At 76.0% G+C, this 17806-nt stretch carries 16 protein-coding genes; 8 read left to right on the forward strand and 8 right to left on the reverse strand.

Annotated elements, in window-relative coordinates; genetic code table 11:
- Positions 1-2: 2 nt before the first annotated feature.
- Positions 3-281 carry a hypothetical protein gene (locus C7Y72_RS05070; RefSeq protein ID WP_107567497.1) on the reverse strand — a complete coding sequence of 93 codons (279 nt, stop codon included), beginning with the start codon at positions 279-281 and terminating at the stop codon, positions 3-5.
- Positions 278-679, reverse strand: a complete 402-nt coding sequence (locus tag C7Y72_RS05075) for a GNAT family N-acetyltransferase (protein WP_107567498.1) — start codon at positions 677-679, stop codon at positions 278-280. Before C7Y72_RS05075 ends, C7Y72_RS05070 begins: the two co-directional genes overlap by 4 nt.
- Before the next feature lie 67 nt (positions 680-746).
- Between C7Y72_RS05075 and C7Y72_RS05080 the strand changes: the two genes are divergently transcribed.
- The 4 genes from C7Y72_RS05080 to C7Y72_RS05095 are packed head-to-tail and all read left to right on the forward strand — an operon-like array spanning position 747 to position 6219.
- Entirely contained in the window at positions 747-2201 is a 1455-nt protein-coding gene (locus C7Y72_RS05080; protein WP_146175261.1) for a DUF5715 family protein, read from the forward strand.
- Between the two features lie 51 nt (positions 2202-2252).
- Complete coding sequence (locus C7Y72_RS05085) at positions 2253-3521, forward strand: HtaA domain-containing protein (protein ID WP_107567500.1); 1269 nt, start codon at positions 2253-2255, stop codon at positions 3519-3521.
- A gap of 24 nt (positions 3522-3545) precedes the next feature.
- Complete coding sequence (locus C7Y72_RS24120) at positions 3546-4658, forward strand: HtaA domain-containing protein (RefSeq protein WP_107567501.1); 1113 nt, start codon at positions 3546-3548, stop codon at positions 4656-4658.
- Positions 4659-4707: 49 nt separating this feature from the next.
- Entirely contained in the window at positions 4708-6219 is a 1512-nt protein-coding gene (locus C7Y72_RS05095) for an acetyl-CoA acetyltransferase (RefSeq protein WP_107567502.1), read from the forward strand.
- A 57-nt stretch (positions 6220-6276) separates the two neighbouring features.
- On the opposite strand, the gene C7Y72_RS05100 is transcribed toward C7Y72_RS05095, so the two are convergent.
- Both C7Y72_RS05100 and tkt read right to left on the reverse strand, forming a co-directional pair.
- Complete coding sequence (locus tag C7Y72_RS05100) at positions 6277-7191, reverse strand: PDDEXK family nuclease (protein ID WP_107567503.1); 915 nt, start codon at positions 7189-7191, stop codon at positions 6277-6279.
- A 154-nt stretch (positions 7192-7345) separates the two neighbouring features.
- Positions 7346-9367, reverse strand: a complete 2022-nt coding sequence (gene tkt, locus C7Y72_RS05105) for a transketolase (protein WP_107567504.1) — start codon at positions 9365-9367, stop codon at positions 7346-7348.
- Between the two features lie 20 nt (positions 9368-9387).
- On the opposite strand from tkt, the gene C7Y72_RS05110 reads away from it, so the two are divergent.
- The 3 genes from C7Y72_RS05110 to C7Y72_RS05120 are packed head-to-tail and all read left to right on the forward strand — an operon-like array spanning position 9388 to position 11047.
- A complete protein-coding gene (locus C7Y72_RS05110) occupies positions 9388-9756 on the forward strand; it encodes a fluoride efflux transporter FluC (protein WP_107567505.1) in 369 nt (122 codons plus the stop codon).
- Positions 9753-10088 (forward strand): CrcB family protein, encoded by a 336-nt coding sequence (locus C7Y72_RS05115; RefSeq protein ID WP_158276654.1) that lies wholly within the window; start codon positions 9753-9755, stop codon positions 10086-10088. Before C7Y72_RS05110 ends, C7Y72_RS05115 begins: the two co-directional genes overlap by 4 nt.
- Before the next feature lie 53 nt (positions 10089-10141).
- Positions 10142-11047: a haloalkane dehalogenase gene (locus tag C7Y72_RS05120; protein ID WP_233243724.1), complete on the forward strand. Its 906-nt coding sequence runs from the start codon at positions 10142-10144 to the stop codon at positions 11045-11047.
- Here C7Y72_RS05120 and C7Y72_RS05125 read toward each other — a convergent pair.
- From C7Y72_RS05125 to C7Y72_RS05135, 3 genes are all read right to left on the reverse strand, one after another.
- Positions 11031-11483: a GyrI-like domain-containing protein gene (locus C7Y72_RS05125; protein WP_107567506.1), complete on the reverse strand. Its 453-nt coding sequence runs from the start codon at positions 11481-11483 to the stop codon at positions 11031-11033. The two genes, C7Y72_RS05120 and C7Y72_RS05125, sit on opposite strands and share 17 nt — an antisense overlap.
- 30 nt (positions 11484-11513) lie before the next feature.
- Positions 11514-13295: a potassium/proton antiporter gene (locus tag C7Y72_RS05130; protein ID WP_107567507.1), complete on the reverse strand. Its 1782-nt coding sequence runs from the start codon at positions 13293-13295 to the stop codon at positions 11514-11516.
- A gap of 67 nt (positions 13296-13362) precedes the next feature.
- Positions 13363-14250: an SDR family oxidoreductase gene (locus C7Y72_RS05135; RefSeq protein ID WP_107567508.1), complete on the reverse strand. Its 888-nt coding sequence runs from the start codon at positions 14248-14250 to the stop codon at positions 13363-13365.
- Positions 14251-14459: 209 nt separating this feature from the next.
- Between C7Y72_RS05135 and C7Y72_RS05140 the strand changes: the two genes are divergently transcribed.
- Positions 14460-16034, forward strand: coding sequence for a sensor histidine kinase (locus C7Y72_RS05140; protein ID WP_107567509.1), 1575 nt, complete (start codon positions 14460-14462; stop codon positions 16032-16034).
- Here C7Y72_RS05140 and C7Y72_RS22720 read toward each other — a convergent pair whose 3' ends face one another.
- Entirely contained in the window at positions 16035-17786 is a 1752-nt protein-coding gene (locus tag C7Y72_RS22720; protein WP_158276655.1) for an RNA polymerase sigma factor, read from the reverse strand.
- Positions 17787-17806: the final 20 nt, after the last annotated feature.

Here is a 17806-nt window from a genome sequence, read left to right on the forward strand (position 1 = left end):
CCTCAGGCGGCGGGGTGCTCGCGCGCCCAGGCGACGATCCGCTTGGAGCCACCGATCCAGGTGCCGTCGTCCAGCTGCAGCGCGGGCACCCAGTGGCTGCCCGTGCCCGCGTGGACGCGCTTGCGTCCCGGGGTCTGGAGCGCCCCGGGGATCGCCCCGAACGAGTAGGTCCGCTCGACCTCCGGGTCGTGGCCGGCGTCGCGCAGCGCCTGCAACGCGCTCGCGCAGACGTGCTCGTGGACCGGGGTCGCGAACGCGCCCCAGCAGACGTGGAGCTTCACGGTCGTCGCACCATCCACTTGTAGAGGTCGTCGGGCTTCGTGAACCCGTGCTGCTCGTAGAGGCCGTGCGCGTCCTCGGTGGCGAGCATCAGGCGGCGGACGTCGCGCAGCTGCTCGTGCGCGACGACCGCGGCGATCAGCGCCCGGGCGACGCCGCGGCCGCGGGCGGCCGGGAGGACGAACACGTCGCAGACCCAGCCGAAGGTCGCGTAGTCGGTGACGACGCGGGTGAAGCCGACCTGCGCGCCGTCGTCGTCGTAGGCGCCGAAGCAGAGGGAGTGATCGATCGCGCGGTCGACGCGCTCGCGGGGGACGCCGATCGACCAGTAGGCCTCCTCGCTGAGGAAGCGGTGGATCACGTCCCGGTCCAGGCGGTCCTTGTCGGCGCTGATCTCCATCTCCGCGGAACGGTAGTGACCGCGGGCGTGACGCGGACGCGACAGCGGGTCTGACAGGCTGCCGGGCGTGTCGTCCCGCCGGTCCCCGCGGAGCGCCCGCCCGTACGTGGCGGTCGCGCTCGCCCTGCTCGCCGTGGTCGTCGTCGCCGGGGCGGCGATCCTGCGCGACGGCTCGGGCGGCGGGCTGCGCCCCGGGTCGGGCGGCGCCGACGGCGGCACCGATCCGCTCGCGTACCGCGACGGCGATCGCGCAGCGCTGGAGCGCGCCGCGGCCGACGGCCTGGCGCACGTGCTCTACGCGAAGTCCCCGGGTGGGGCGGTCGCGACCGCGCAGCGCGTCGCGCGCTGGCGGCCGCTGATCGAGGAGATCGCCGGTGGGGACGGCGGCACCGTCGACCCCGACACGCTCGAGGCGATCGTGTTCCTGGAGAGCGCCGGCCGCGAGGACGCGCGCGTGTCCGACGACCTGGAGGGCGCGGCGGGCCTGACGCAGATCCTCGCCGAGACGGGGACGAACCTGCTCGGCATGCGCGTCGACGTGCGCGCCAGCGAGCGGCTGACCCGCGGGATCGCGCGCGGCAGCAAGGTCGCGGCGCGCGTGGCGCTGCGCCGCCGGGTCGACGAGCGGTTCGACCCCGCCAAGGCGCTCGCGGGGACGGTCCGCTACCTCGGGTTCGCGCGCAAGCAGCTCGGCGACCGGCTCGACCTCGCCGTCGCCGGGTACCACATGGGCGTCGGCAACCTCCAGGAGGTCCTGCGCCGCTTCGGGGAGGGCGACGACGTCCCGTACGCGCGCCTGTACTTCGACAGCACCCCCGTCCGCCACCCGGACGCCTACGAGAAGCTCGCCTCGCTCGGGGACGACTCCGCGACGTACCTGTGGCGGGTCCGGGCCGCACAGGAGATCATGCGCACGTGGCGCGCGGACCCCGCCGCGCTGCGGACGCTCGCCGCGCGGCAGACGGCGAAGAACAGCGCCGAGGAGGTCCTGCACCCCAAGGGCTCGACCCCGATCTACGAGGACCCGTTCGCGCTCGGTCGGGCGCGGGCCGCGGGGACGCTGCGCGCGCTCGACGCGGACGAGCTGGACGGCTACGGCATCCGGCTGGACCCGCAGATGGGGGAGCTCGCGCCGCGCCTGCAGCAGTCCCGGCGGCTGTACCGGGCGCTGCGCCCGGAGGCCCTCGCCGTGCTGGCGTACATCGGCACCGGCGTGCGGCAGCTCGCGGGGGACGACGACGCGCGGCTGACGATCACCTCGAGCGTGCGGGACACGCCGTACCAGCGGCTGCTGACGCGGCGCAACATCGAGGCGACGCGCAGCTACTCGCTGCACACCACGGGCTTCGCGTTCGACATCTCGCGCACGTACTCGTCGCGGGCGCAGGCGCGCGCGTTCCAGTTCTTCCTCGACCGGCTGACGGCGCTGAACCTCATCGCGTGGGTGCGCGAGCCGGGCGCGATCCACGTGACCGTGTCCGGGGACGCGCGGCGGCTGCTCGGGGTGCTGGACCCGCCGTGACCGGCGCTTGTTAGGTCACCCTTACAACTTCTGGTAGCGTCCGGCCGCATCGTGCGTGCCCGGTCGCTGCTCCCCACCCTCGCCCTCGTCGCCGCGGTTCCCGCGGGGATCCCGGGCGCCGCGCACGCCGCCGGGACGGGCACCGCGGCGATCACGCCGGGCGGCGACGGTGGCGCGGTGCGCCTGACCACCGCGCGACGGCTCGCCGTGACCGCGGTCGCCGGCGGCGAGCTGCGGCTGGCGGGCACGCTGCGCCTGCGGGCCCGCGGCGCCGCCCGCACGGTGACCGTGACGGGACTGCGCCTCGCGGTCGCCCGGTCCCCGCTGACCCTGCGCGGCACCGTCGCGGGACGCCGCGTGACCCTCGCCCACGCGACCCCGGCGAGCGGCCGACCGCTGCGCACCGACGCGACGACCGGCGCCGTGCGGCTCGACGGCGCCGTCCTGCGACTCACCGCGGCGGGTGCGCGCGCCCTGCGCGGACCGCTGCGCCTGCGCCGCTCCCCGGGCACCGCGCGGCTGGGCCGGCTCTCGCTCGCCGTCCCCGCCCGTCCGGCCACCCCGGCGGCGGCCCCGGCGCAGCCGACCGCCCCGGCCGAGCCGACGGCCACGACGCCCGTCGCCACGCCCACCCCCGCGCCCGCGACGACGCCCACGCCGACCGCGACCCCCGCGCCCACGCCGGCGCCGGGCCCGACCGCCGACCCGTGCTGGGCGAGCCGCCCCGCGACCCCCGTCGGCGCCGCGGACTGGATCGCCTGCGACCCGGCCGCCGGCGGCAGCCTGCGCAGCTTCACCACCTACGTCCGCGGCAGCTGGTCGGCGGCCCCGCCGTGCGTCGGCGGACGGGCCGGCGTGTTCCCGTCCGCCGGCGCGAGCCGGATCGACGACGCCAACCCCTTCGACCACCGGCTCACCGTGGCCGCGGTCGACCGCCCCGCCGACGGCACCGTGCGCCTGCGGCTCGCCGGCACGCTCGAGTACGCGCTCGACGCCCACGGCATCGACCAGGCGACCGCCGACCCCGTGATCGTCCTCTCCGCCGACCGCCGGACCGGCACCGTGCGCGCCGACGGCCGCGCCGCTCAGGGCGGCCCGTCCAGCGCCTGCCCGGCGACGCCGACGCCGTTCACCGACCGCGAGATCCTCGAGCTGCGGATGGACGAAGCCCACGCCGTCACGACCGGTCCCGCCGGCACCACCTTCACCCACGTGCCCGCGCGACTGACCGCGACGGGCGCGACCACGATCGGCGCCGGCTTCTACCCGGCGGGCGCCGCGTACGGCTCGTTCACCTTCACGGTGCCGGCCGCTCCCTGACCCACCACCACAGGACCCACACCCATGCCCAGCCCCGTGCGTCGACGCGTCCCGCGTCCCGTGCTCACCGGCGCCGGCCTGCTCGCCGTCACCGCCCTCACCGCCCCCGCGGCGATCGCCGCGCCCCAGCCGGTCATCGGCGGCCAGCTCGACTGGACCTCCGTCAACGTCTACGGCCCCGCCGGTCAGACGCCCCAGAACCGCACCTGGGTCGGCTACGTCACCAACAGCCCGAGCCCGGCGACCCCGCGCGGCACCGCGACCCCGAGCGGCTGGGCCTGGGGGGACACCGTCCTGCCGACCAGTCCGCGCGGCGCGGACGTCACCGTCACCTGGTCGTTCCCGGCGATCGGCGGCACCTACGACCCCGAGACCGGCACCGGCACCGTGCGGCTCGCCGGCACGCTGACGTTCACCTCGGCGCCGCCCCCGGACGGGCACGGCTTCACCGTGTCGATCGAGGACCCCGTCGTCGAGCTCGACGGCACGAGCACCGCGCGCCTGTACGCGACCGGTCTCGCGTCCCCCGGCACGACGCGGTACACGCGCGCCGCGCCGGTCTTCACCCTCGACCGGTCCGCCGCCACGACGACCGCCGACGACCAGGGCACCGTGCGCATCTCCGGGCTCGTGCCCGCGGTCGCCCAGACCGGCTACGTCTTCCCCGGCACCGACGGTGCCGCGCCGAGCGGCTACCCGGCGGGCGCCGGACCGGACCGCACGCCGAACACGTTCGGCGGCTTCGCGCTCCAGGTCGTGACGCCGCGCGCGGGCGCAACCGGCGCCGGCGGGCCGACCGGCGCCGGCGGCGCGACGGGCGCGACGGGCGCTGTCGGACCGCAGGGTCCCGTCGGCCCCGCCGGGGCGACCGGCGCGCCCGGCCCCGCGGGCCCGGCGGGCCGCGACGGCGTCGTGCGGACGGTGACGCTGCGCGGGGCGCGCGCGCCGTTCGGGCGGACCGCGGCGGCGGTCGAGCTGCGCCGGGCCTCCGGCGCGATCATCGGCACCGGGGTCGTGCGCGGCCGGCGGCTCACCGTCGTGACGCCCGTGGGCACCCGGCTCGTGGGCGCGTGGACGCTGCGGCGCACCACGCGCGCGATCCGCACCGCGCGCAGCGCAGCGGTGCGGATCGGCTGAGCCATTGGGCGCGGTCACCGAAAGTGGGGAGCAGTACGCTCCACTCTCCATGACCGCGCTCGATCCCCGCACCCCCGTCCTCGTCGGCGCCGCCCAGCTGACGCACCGACCGGCGGACGGCCCGCCGCCCGCGCCGCACCTGCTCATGACCGACGCGGCGCGCGCCGCGATCGCCGACTGCGCCGCGTCGATCGGGGCGGACGCCCTGCTCGGCAAGGTCGAGGTCGCCGCGTCGATCGACCTGTTCTCGTGGCCGGTCCCGGATCCCGCGGCCGTGATGGCGCAGGAGCTCGGGATCAGCCCGCGCGCGACGGTCCGCACCGCGCGCGGCGGCAACGGCCCGATCGCGCTGCTGGGGGACCTCTCGTCGCGGATCGCGGCCGGGGACCTCGACGTCGCCCTGATCTCGTTCGGCGAGTCGTTCAAGCCGTTCATGGCCGCGGTGCGCGGCGGCACCTCGACCGGCTGGCCCGAGCAGGGCGAGGACGTGACGCCGACCTGGTCGGTCGGCGCCGACAAGGAGCCGTCCAACGCAGCGGAGACGGCGGCGGGCCTGCTCGCGCCCGTCTTCTACTACCCGTTCTTCGAGCACGCCCTGCGCGCCGCCGCGGGGCGAACCCGGGAGGAGCAGCGCGCGCACGCCGCCCGCATCTGGGCGCGGTTCGCGCAGGTCGCGCGCGAGAACCCCTACGCGTGGTCACCGGACGCCCCGACCGACCCCGACGTGCTCGGCACCCCGTCGGCGGACAACCGGCTCGTCAGCGACCCCTATCCCAAGCTGCTCAACGCGAACATCTCCGTCGACCAGGCGGCCGCCCTGGTGCTGACCAGCGCGGAGGCCGCGGCGGCCGCCGGCATCCCGCGCGAGCGCTGGGTCGTCGTGCACGCGACCGCGGGCGCCGCCGACCACTGGTTCGTCAGCGAGCGCTGGCAGCTCGACCGCTCCCCGGCGATCGCCGCCAACGGCCGGGCGGCGCTCGGGCACGCGGGCATCGCGATCGACGACGCGGCGCACCTGGACCTCTACTCGTGCTTCCCGTCGGCCGTGCAGATCGCGGCGGGCGAGCTCGGCGTCGACCTGTTCGACCCGTCGCGCGCCCCGACCGTCACCGGCGGCCTGACGTTCGCGGGCGGTCCGGCGAACGGGTACGTGCTGCACGCGCTCGCGACGCTCGTCGACCGGCTGCGCGCGGACCCGGCCGCGTTCGGGATCAGCACCGCGGTCGGCTGGTACCTGACGAAGCACGGCCTCGCCGTGCTCGGTGGCCCCGAGACGGTGCCCGCCCGCGCGTTCGCGCACCACGACGTGCAGGCCGAGGTGGACGCCCAGCCCCGCCGCGAGACGACCCACGGCGCCCCCGCCACCGCGACGGTCGAGACGCACACCGCGCTCTACGACCACACGGGCGCGCCGACGATCGCGTTCGCCATGGGCCTCACACCCGACGGTCGCCGCGCCGTCGGCGGCTCGCAGGCCCCGGAGATCGTCGAGGCCCTCACCGCCAGCGACCCGCTCGGCGTCGAGGCGACGTTCGACGGCGCCGGAGCGCTCACCCTGTAGCCCGACCGCCGACTGCGCCGCAGCTCATCGGAATGGTGAGCTGCCGCGCAGAGGCGGTCACCGACGGCGGGGCCGCCCGAACCGCGCGCCGCGCGCGAGGAGCACCGGCCCGACCCGCGCCACGACCACCGCCGGGCGGTGGAAGACCTCGTCCCACTGCGCGCGGACCACCTCGATCCCTCGCGCCCGCAGGTCGGCGTCGCGCTCGGCGTCGCGCGCCTGCCGGTAGGCGCCGGCGTGGCCGCGGCCGCCGTCGGTCTCTCCCGCCACGCGCAGGTCCGGCCACAGGAAGTCGTGGCGGATCCGGCGCCCGGACCGCAGGGTGTCCGGCTGCTGGCAGATCGGCCGTGGCCAGCCCTGCGCGTCGCAGATCGCCAGGAACGCCTCCTCCAGCTCGTTCTGCGTCCGGGTCGTCCCGGGCACGTGCCGGCGGAACGCCTGCTCGAGCACGGCGTGTCCGCGTTGCCCGCGGGTCCGGACGAGGAGCTCCTCGACCTCCCACGGCCGCCAGGACCCCTGGTAGGCGGCCTCGTCGATGAGCCGCTCCACGAACCGGGCGTCGCGCGTCGCGGCGAGCCGCAGCAGCAGCCGCGCGACGGTCAGACAGCGGACCCCGTCGTGCTCGACGACGTCCCGGTGGTCGAGCGTCCCGACGCGATGGACCGCGATGCCGGACCGGCGCGGGCACCGGCGCTCGCCGACGATCACGTGGACGCGGTCGTCGGCCGGCTCCTGGAACGTGATCAGCCCCCGGTGCTCGGCGCACGACCAGTCGGCGAGCACCGCGCCCGCCCCGCACGACAGGACCGCGGCACGGCGACGGACAGCGTCCGGCAGGACGCCGAGGGCGAAGACGCCCGCGAACGGCTCGACGAGGCGGCCGTCACGCAGGCGCCGGGCCACGGCGTTGCGGTGGACGCCGGCCGCGCGCAGGGCGGCGGCGCTCGCCACGCCGCCCCCCGCGGCGATCACCGCGTGGATCGCCGGCCCGGCGTCGGCGCCTCTGCGCCGCAGCTCATCGGAATGGTGAGCTGCCGCGCAGTCGCCGGCTGGGACGTCGGGGGCGGGCATCCGCCGACCCCATCACCACCGCTGTCACAGGGCTCCCACCACCCTGTGGCGGGACTCACTCCTCTTCGAGGAGCTCCTGCACCGCCTCGACGACCGCGTCGGCGGTGATGCCGAACCGCTCGAGCAGCTCGCCGCCCGGCGCGGACGCGCCGAAGTGGTCGATGCCGAGCGGGATGTCGGCGTAGCGCTCCCAGCCGATCGTGACGCCGGCCTCGATCGACACCGTCGGCAGGTCCCCGGGGAGCACGTCCTCCTGGATCTCCTCGTCCTGCTCGTCGAACAGCTCCCAGGACGGCATCGAGACGACGCGCACGTGCACGCCCGCGGCGGCGAGCTTGTCGGCGGCCTCCAGCGCGACGGCGACCTCGGAGCCGGTGGCGATGATCGACGCGGACTCCTCGCCCTCCGGCTCGCGCAGGACGTAGGCGCCGCGGGCCAGGCCGCGCGCGGACTCGAGCTTCTCGCGGTCGAGGATCGGCAGGTCCTGCCGGGAGAGGATCAGCGCGGCCGGGCCGTCGAGCTCCTCGAGGATCACGCGCCACGCCTCCGCGACCTCGGTCGCGTCCGCGGGACGGATGACCGTGAGGCCCGGGATCGCGCGCAGCGACAGCAGGTGCTCGACCGGCTGGTGCGTCGGCCCGTCCTCGCCCACCGCGACGGAGTCGTGCGTGAACACCCAGGCGACGTTCAGCTCCTGCAGCGCGCTCAGCCGGATCGACCCGCGCATGTAGTCCGCGAACTGCAGGAACGTCGAGCCGTACGGGCGGACGATCCCGCCGTGCGCGGCGAGCCCGTTCACGGCGCCGCCCATCGCGTGCTCGCGCACGCCCCAGTAGACGTTGCGGCCGACCTGGTCCTTGGTGAACCGCTCGTCGTCGCCGCCGGGGAAGATCGTGGCGGTCGAGCCCGAGAGGTCCGCCGCGCCGCCGACCATGGTCGGCACGTGGCCGGCGAACGCCGCCATCACGGCCTTGCCCGCGGCACGCGTCGCCAGCTTCGGCTTGCCGAACGCCTCCGCGTCACCCGGCAGCACCTCGGCGAGCCCGGGCAGCGGCCGGCACGACCAGCCCGCGTCCCACGCGGCGGCCTTGTCGGCGTCGGCGGCCTTCATCGCCTCGAGACGCTGCTCCCAGGCCGCCCGCTCCTCGGCGCCCTTGCGGCCGGCCGCACCGGCGTGCTCGAGCACGCCGTCGGGGACGAGGAACTGGGCGTCGGGGTCCCAGCCCATGATCTCCTTGGTCGCGCGGATCTCGTCCTCGCCCAGCGGCGCGCCGTGGGCGCCGGAGGTGCCCTGCTTGTTCGGGGCCGGGTAGCCGATGATCGACTTCACGCGGATCAGCGACGGCTTCGCCGTCTCGGCCTGCGCCGCGGCGATCGCGGCCCGCAGCGCGGCGAGGTCGTTGGCGTCCTCGACGGTCTGCACGTGCCAGCCGTAGGACTCGAACCGCGCCGTGGTGTCCTCGTCGAACGACAGCGACGTCGGGCCGTCCAGCGAGATGTCGTTGTCGTCGTAGAGGTAGACGAGCTTGCCGAGACCGAGGTGCCCGGCCAGCGACGCGGCCTCGGAGGCGATGCCCTCCATGAGGTCGCCGTCGGAGACGATCGCGTAGGTGAAGTGGTCCTGGACCTCGCTGCCGAACGTCTCGCGCAGGAACTTCTCCGCCATCGCGAGACCGACGCCGTTGGCGAAGCCCTGGCCCAGCGGCCCGGTCGTCACCTCGACGCCCGGCGTGCGCCAGCTGCCGTCCTCGCGCCGCTCGCGCTCGGGGTGGCCGGGGGTGCGCGAGTCCCACTGGCGGAACTGCTGGAGGTCCTCGACCGTCAGGTCGTAGCCGGCGAGGTGCAGCGCCGCGTACTGGAGCATCGAGCCGTGGCCCGCGCTCAGCACGAAGCGATCGCGGTCCGGCCAGTCCGGGTCCTGCGGGTCGTGCTTCATCACCTCCGCGTAGAGGAGGAAGGCCGCGGGCGCCATGCCCAGCGGGAGCCCCGGGTGCCCGGAGTTCGCCTTCTGGATGGCGTCCATGGACAGGGTCCGGATGGTGTCGATGGAGAGCTGGTCGAGATCGGCGGCGGCCATGGCTCGTACCCTACGGGGCGATGCTGCTCGCCGTGTTCCTGGGAGGCGCGCTCGGCGGGCTCGCCCGCTGGGGACTCGCCGACGGTCTCGGGGCCGGAGCGCACGACGGGGCCTGGCCGACGGGCACGATGGTCGCGAACCTGCTCGGCGCGCTGGTCCTCGGGATCGTCGCCGCCCGGCTGCTGCGCCACCCGGACCCGTCGCCGCGGCGCGCCCGGGCGGGCGCCCTGCTCGGTCCGGGGCTGTGCGGTGCGCTGACGACGTTCAGCACGCTGCAGGTCGAGGCGGTGCGGCTCATCGACACCGGACACCCGGGCACGGCGCTCGCATACCTGGCCGTGACGATCACCGGCGGGTTCGCGCTCGTGCGGGTGGGGCTGCGGGCGTGACGACGGCGCTCGCGGTCGCCCTGCTGTCGGGCACCGGCGCGGTCGCGCGGGTGCTGACGAGCCGCGCGCTGGGCGAGCCCGCCCACCGCGGCACGCTGCTGCTGAACCTCGCCGGGGCGTTCGCGCTCGGCGTGCTGACCGGCGCCGGGGTGACCGGCGACGGCCTGCTGCTGGCGGGCACGGCGTTCCTGGGCTCGTTCACGACGTTCTCGACCTGGATGCTCGACGAGGCGTCGCTGCCCGCGGCCGCCGCGGGCCGTCTGCTGGCGGCCGCGACGCTGGGAGGGGCGGCGTGCGCGGCGGCCGGCTGGGCGCTGGCCGCCGCGGTCTGACGCCCGGCATGACATTTTCCCCGGTGATGACACGCTGTCAGTAGGCTCGCGTCATGACCGATATCGTGCGCACGCCCGAGGACCGCTTCGCGGGCCTTCCCGACTTCGACTACGCCCCCGAGTACTTCGAGACGCGCGAGGGTCTGCGGATCGCCTACCTCGACCTCGCGCCCGCCGGCGGCGGCGACGCCCCGGCGGTCGTCTTCCTGCACGGCGAGCCGACCTGGTCGTTCCTCTGGCGGCTCGTCTTCCCCGCGGTGCGCGAGGCGGGCTTCCGCTGCATCGTGCCCGACATGCCCGGCTTCGGTCGCAGCGACAAGCCGACCGACTTCGCCTGGTACACGTACGACCGCCACGTCGGGGTGATGACCGAGCTGCTGGACCACCTCGACCTCACCGGCGCGACGATCGTCGTGCACGACTGGGGCGGCCCGGTCGGCCTGCGCCTCTACGTCGAGCAGGCGGCGCGGTTCGACCGCGCGGTGATCATGGACACCGGCCTTTTCACCGGGCACCAGAAGATGAGCGACGCCTGGAACGCGTTCCGCGGCTTCGTCGAGCAGACCGAGGACCTGCCGGTCGGCATGCTCGTCGCAGGGGGCTGCCTGACCCCGCCCCCCGCCGAGGTCGTCGCCGCGTACGAGGCGCCCTACCCGGACGCCGCCTCCAAGGCGGGCGCCCGCGCCTTCCCGCTGATGATCCCCCTGACCCCCGAGTCGACGGGGGCGGAGGCGGGCCAGCGCGTCCTCGCCGCGCTCGCGCAGGACGAGCGCCCGGTGCTGATGCTGTGGGCCGACCAGGACCCGATCCTCACCCCGGGCACGGGGAAGAAGTTCGCGGCCGCGATCGGCTACGACGGCGAGCCCGACGTGATCGAGGGCGCCTCGCACTTCCTCCAGGAGGACCAGGGCCCGGCCATCGGCGCCCGCATCGCGCAGTGGCTCACCGCAGCGGGATGACGATCTCCGTCACCCGCCGGGCGGGGTCGGGCTCCTCGCCCGGGTCGGTGACGTAGGACTCCCAGAACGACCCGGCGGGCGTCTCGCCGCGCTGCAGCACCCAGGCGTGCAGGGCGCGGCCCGCCGCCTCGAGCCCGTCGTAGGCGCCGACGTGGCGGGCGATCGCGGCCCGCCCGCCCGGGAGCACGTCCGCACCCTGCCCGTCGTCGTCGGCGACCGCCGCCACCGGCACGCCGAGCTGGACGCGCAGCGGATCACCGAGCTCGAGGTAGCGGATGAACGGCGGTCCTGCGGGCCCGACGCGCAGCTCCCCGAGACGGTCGTAGAGCGCCGGGAAGCCGCGGTCGACGACCCGGGCGAACCCGGCGAGGTCGGTGGCGTGGTGGGAGACGACGGCGGGCCGGGCCGCGATCGTGCGGATCTCGAAGTCGGTCATGCCGGGAACGACCGGCCGACCGCCCGGAACTCATCGCGCGACGGCGGCGATGACCTCGGCCCACCAGGCGCGGTCGCTGTCCGCGGTCGCGCGGGAGAGCCGCCGGCGGGCGTAGGCGCCGAGCAGGTCGCGACGACCGAGGGCGAGCGTCTCGCCGCAGACCGCCAGGACGCCGTCGTCGAGCAGCACGAGCGACCCGGCGGTGTCACGGCGCAGGCGCAGCCGGTCGACGACCTTGCGCCCGGCCACCGTCGTGGGGTCGGCGGGGTCGCCGTCGGCGGGGTCCCACGGGCGGACCGTGAACGGCGTCGCGTGCGCGCGGACCTGGCGGGGCGGGCGCGGCGGCGGCCCGACCGGCCCGGTGCGCCAGCGCTCGAGCAGGTCGCGCATCTCGACCGCGACGGAGGAGCGCACGAGCACGTGCAGGCTGTCCCCCACCTCGATCGTGTTCGCCCCGCGCGGCGGGATCGCCTCCTCCCCGCGGACGATGACGTTGATGAGCGCCTCGCGCGGCAGCCCGAGGTCGCGGACCTTGACGCCGACGATCGCGTCCTCCGGACCGACGGGGAACTCGACGACCTCGGCGCCGAGGCGGCGGATCGTGCCGGTCTCCTCGATCACGCGCGGCAGCGCGGGCTCGTTGGTGGTGACGTGCAGCCGGTTGGCCAGCGGCTCGAACGTCACGCCCTGCAGGATCGTCGAGAGCACCACGACGAAGAAGACGATGTTGAAGAACTCGGTGGACTGCGGGACGCCCTCGATGACCGGGAAGGTCGCCAGGACGACGGGGACCGCGCCGCGCAGCCCGGCCCAGCCGAGCGCGACCCGCTCGGCCGCGGTGAAGCCGAAGCCGATGGTCGCCACCCAGGCGGCGATCGGCCGCGCGACGAAGCACAGGACGAGCGCGACCGCGGTGCCCTCGACCCACACGTCGGCGAGCTGCGAGGGGAAGACGAGCAGGCCGAGGACGAAGAACATCGACAGCTGCGCGACCCAGGCCATTCCCTCGTGGAACGCCACGACGGTCCGCTTGGCGGGGATCAGCGCGCCGCCGAGCGCGAGGCCCGTGAGGTAGGCGGCGAGGAACCCGGAGCCGTGCAGCACGTCGGCGCCGCCGTAGGCGATCGCCGCGGTCGCCAGCGAGGCGACGGGGAAGAGGCCGGTGCTGGCGAGCTGCGCGCGGCGGAACGCCTGCACCGCGAGCCAGCCGACCCCGAGGCCGACGACCGCGCCGATGCCGAGCTCGATCGCGAACTCGACGAGGAAGTCCAGCGGCCCGTGCGGCGGGTGGGCGATCGCCTCGACGAACCCGAGCACGAGGAGCACCGCGACCGGGTCGTTGAACCCGGCCTCCCCCTCGAGCGAGCGGGCGAGGCGCCGGCGCAGCGTCGAGCCGCGCAGCAGCGCGAAGATCGCGGCGCCATCGGTCGAGGAGAGGATGGCGCCGAGCAGCAGGCCCTCGAGGACGCTGAGGTCGAGCAGCAGGACCGCGGCGAACCCGGTGATCGCCGCGGTCGCCGCGGTGCCGACGAGCGCGAGCGACATCGCGGGCCGCAGCACGGGCCGGATCTCCCCCCAGCCGGCGGCGAGGCCACCCTCGAAGAGGATCAGGACGAGGGCGATGATCCCGATCGTGCGGGCGAGCTCGAAGTCGGAGAACTCGAGCTCGCCGATCCCGTCGGAGCCGAGCAGCATGCCCAGGCCGAGGAACAGCACGAGTCCGGGCACGCGCAGCCGCCCGGCGAGGAGGGAGGCCAGCAGACCGAGGGCGAGGAGCGCCCCGGTCGCCAGGATCATCTGGCCGTCGTTCACGGAGACGCAACCCTATGGGTCCGTGCCACCCGGTGGTTATCGACCGGGTGGCACGGTCGAGCGGTGCTCAGGTCGACTCGGTGAGCTGCTTCGTCTCCGCGCCGGGCTCGAGGCCGGGCTCGGAGTTCGAGGCGCGCAGCTCGTACGCGCGGCGGGTCGCGTCGTCGCGCTGGGCGAGGACCTTGTCGGCCTTCAGGGCGGTGGCGATCGCCTCGCGGCCGCGGCGCGGCAGGACGTTCATGACGGTGGTGATCGCCTGCACCTGGCGCGGGACGAAGACGTCGAACTTCGGGAAGTGCAGCGCGCGGACGATCTCCTCGGCCACGTCCTGCGGCTCGATGTGCTTGACGCCGCGGGTGGGCTGCAGGCCGGAGGCGAGCTCGGTCTTCACGACGACCGGCATCACGCACGACACCTCGATCGGCGTGTCCTTGACCTCGGCACGGACCGCCTCGCTGACGCCGACGACGAAGTGCTTGGTGCCGCAGTAGGTGGCGCCGCCGGGGAAGCCGCCCTTGCCCGCGGTCGACGCGACGTTGACGAGGTGGCCGGTGCCGCGCTGCAGGAAGCGCGGCAGGATCTCCTTCATCCCCCAGAGGACGCCGTTGACGTTGATGTCGATCTGGCGCTGGGTGGTGGCGTCGTCTTCCTCGAGGAAGGAGCCGAGCTGCATGATGCCGGCGTTGTTGACGAGCACGTCGATCGGGCCGAGGGCCTCCTCGGCGTCGTCGAGGAACTGCTTGAAGGACGGGCGCTCGGTGACGTTCAGCGGGAACGCAACGACGTTCGGGCCGAGCTCCAGGGCGGTCTTCTTCGCGAGCTCGAGGTCGAGGTCGCCGATCGCGACCTTCATGCCCTCGCGGACGAACGAGCGCGCGGTCTCCTTGCCGATGCCGCGGGCACCGCCGGTGATCGCGGCGACCTTGCCGGTGAGGACGCGGGGCTGCTTGGCCATGGGGATTCCCTCCTGGGACGACGGACCGTGACGAAAAGTTGACGCAGGCGTCACTCTAGCGCCGTCCGTCCCCCGGCGTGCAGGGACGCCCGCCACGCCCGGAGCGCCGCACCCCGCGCGATCACCCAGTTTCCGTAGTACCGTAGGGGGGGCGGCCACCCCGCGCACGGGTCCAGCGGTGCGGGCGCCGGCCGCCAGGGGGCAACTGCATGAGCACGACCGTCTACGTGGCGAGCCGCGACACCGCGCGCCGGCTCGACCTCATCACCGCCGTCGAGGCGTCCGCCGACGCGACGCTCCGCGGCTCGTCGGACTCCGGCCACACCGCGCTGCACGACCTGCTCGCCGCGGAGGTCGACGTCGCCCTGCTCGACCGGGACCTCCCCGGCATCGACGGCGAGGCGATCGGCCGCGCGCTGCGGGACGCGGGCCGGCCGACCCGGGTCGTCCTCGTGGGCCGCGACGACGGACAGGTCGCGGGCGTCGCCGCGGTCCTCGCGCCGGAGGAGGTCGTGCGCCACCTCGACGCGCTGGTCGCCCCGCGCGAGACGCCCGTCGCGCCCGGCGGCGCTTCGCGCCCGGTCGCGGCGCGCGACCTGCGCCACGACGGGGGCCTCGCGTCCGACGAGCGCGAGCACCGGATCGCCGTGCACCGCGTCGCCGCGCTGCGCGCCGCCTGCGGCATCGCGGTCGGGATCTTCGCCGTGGCCGACATGGGCGCGCTGCAGCCGGGGTTCTGGTGGGCATACGCCGGGCTGCTCGTCTGGCTGGTGGTCGGCCTGCTGGTCCTCCGGCGGCCCGGCGCCCGGCGGCGGGTCGCCGCGGTGACCGTGCTCGACGCGGCCGCGATGTTCGCCCTGATCGAGACCTCGGGCGACGCCACGTCCGCCCTGCGCTTCCTCCTGCTCATGGGCCCGCTCTGCTACACGCCGTTCGTGCCGCCGGCGACGCTCGCCCGGCTCGTCCCCGTGGGCGCCGCCGCCTACGTGGGGGCCATCGTGCTCGACGACCTGCACGCGGTCGCGCGCACCGCGATCGTCGAGTGGCTGTTCGTCTACGCCATGGTCGGCGTCTACGCCGTGATGAGCGCGCGGCTCAACGCGCGCCGGCTCGGCGACGTGCGCCGGCTGTCGGCCGCCCGGCAGCAGCTGCTCGGCCAGCTCCTGACCGCCGAGTTCCGCGAGCGGCGACGGCTCTCGCAGGACCTCCACGACGAGTCGCTGCAGCTGCTGCTGGCGGCGCGGCAGGACCTCGAGGAGGCCGCGCCCGGCACGCCGCACCCGAGCCTCGCGCAGGCGCAGCACGCGCTGACCGAGGGCATCCGCCTGCTGCGCGAGACGGTCCACGACCTGCACCCGATCGCCCTCGACCACGGCGGCCTGGACCTCGCGCTGCACGGCATCTGCGAGCGGCAGGCCCGGCTCGGGGGCTTCGCGGCCCGCGTCACCGTCGCCCCCGACGTCCCGGGCCTGGACGACGAGTTCGTCGTGTCGCTCGCCCGGGAGCTCGTCACCAACGCGGCCAAGCACGCCGCCGCCGAGCGGGTCACCGTCGACGCCCGCCTCGAGGACGGACGCCTGCTGCTCTCCGTCGCCGACGACGGCCGAGGCATCCCGGCGGGCCGGCCGGCCGCCGCGCTCGCGGAGGGGCACATCGGGCTGGCGTCCCTCGTCGAGCGGGTCGAGGCCGCGGGCGGCACCACGACGATCGACTCGACGGTCGGACGCGGGACGACCGTGCGGGTCGCCGTGCCGGTGCGGCGCAGCGACCCGACCGGACCCTGATCAGTCGTCGTCCCGACCGCCGCGGCCGCCGCCGCCCTGGCGGTCGGAGGCGCCGCCGGAGCGGTCGTCGGACGCGGGCGCGGACGGCGAGGCGTCCGGCTGCGGCGCGGTGGTCGCGGTCTCCGGCTCGGCGGTACCGCCGCGGTCCGGGCGCGGGGCCTTGACCTTCTTCTGAGGCTTCGCGACCGCTGCGGGGCGCTCGGTGCGCGTGCGGTCGTCCGAGGAGCGCCCGGAGCCGCGCTGCTTCTTGGCGCCGCTGCGTCCGCGGTCGGCGGGGCGGGCCGCTCCCTCGCGGGCGGGCTTCGGCGCGGAGCCCTCCGTGCGCTCGGCCCCCCTGTCGCGCGCGCGCTCGGCGTCACGCTCGCGCTCGCGCTCGCGGCTCTCGCGCCGCCCAGGTCCGCGGCGGGAGGACTCGGGCCGGTCGCGGTCGCTGCGCGCCGGGCGCTCCTCCCGGCCGTCACGGTCCTCGCGTACGGGCGCCTCGTCGCGGCGGTCCTCGCGGTCCTCCCGGTCATCGGCCTCCTCGACGGCGGGCCCGGAGGCGCCACCGCCCGGGCCGGCGGAGCCGGCGGTGCCGGGACCGCTCGTCAGCGCGCGCCCGGCCGCGAGCTCGGCGATCCCGCCGCCGGCCAGCGGGACGATCGCCCCGACCGGCCGGGTGAGGACCGGCCCGCCGGGCGCGGCGGCCGGCGCGGCGGGGGCGGACGCCGCCGTCGCGGGCGACGTCTCCGCGGCGCGCGGCGGGGCCGCGCGGAGCTCGTGCACCGCGACGTAGCCGGAGCCACCCGCGCCGCCGACGACCGCGAACGCGGCGAGCGCCTTGACCGCGGCGCCCTGCAGGCCGATCGCGGCGAACGTGCCGCCGGCGCCCCCGGCGGCCACGGCACCCGCACCGGCGATCCCGGCCCCGGCGACCGCGGCACCGCCACCACCGACCCCGCCCGCACCGGCCCCGCCCGCCCCGGCCCCGAAGACCCCGGCGAGCGCCGAGCTCTTCAGCGCCGCACCCGGTACGACCGGCAGCAGCACGGCGATCGCCGCGCGCTGGCGCTGGACCTCGAGCTTGAACGCGGTGCAGCCCGCGCACGCCTCGAGGTGACGGCGCAGCTGCGTGCGGCGCAGCGCCCCGCCGCGCAGGGTGGCGAGCTGCTCGCGGATGTCGGCGCAGTCGGTCTCCCGCGCCTGGCGGGCGCCGTGCAGCTGCTCGCGGGCCTGGAAGACGAGCGCCTTGACCTTCTCCTTGCGCACGCCGAGGATCACCGCCACCTCGTCGTGGGTGTGCGCCCCGAGCTCGGTGAGGACGAGCGCGGCGCGCTGGTCGTCCGGCAGTCCGTGGAGGTCGGCGAGCATCGCGCGGAGGTCCTCGCGGCGCTGGACCTCGGCCGCCAGCCCCTCGACCGCGGGCTCGACGACGTCGACGTCGGCGTGCTCGCGGCGGGCGCGCAGCACCGTGAGGCAGCGGTTGCGGGCGATGGTGAAGAGCCACGCCTTGAGCTGGATCGGGCGGTCGTCGGCGCGCAGCGCGTCGTAGGCGCTGAGGCACACCTGCTGCAGCGCGTCCTCGGCCTCCTCGCGGGTGCCGAGCATGTGCCGGCAGAAGGACAGGAGGCTGCGGTGGTAGCGGTCGTAGACGACCTCGAAGGCCGCCTCGTCCCCGGCGCGGACACGGGCGACCAGCCGCTCGTCGGAGAGCGTGCGGAGAAGCGGGCGGGGCCGGCTGCGGGATGAAGCGGCTGCTGCCACGAGAGACATGGACGGGTCTGCTCCGGGTC

It is taken from the genome of Paraconexibacter algicola (assembly GCF_003044185.1).
In the GTDB taxonomy this organism is placed as follows: Bacteria; Actinomycetota; Thermoleophilia; order Solirubrobacterales; family Solirubrobacteraceae; genus Paraconexibacter; species Paraconexibacter algicola.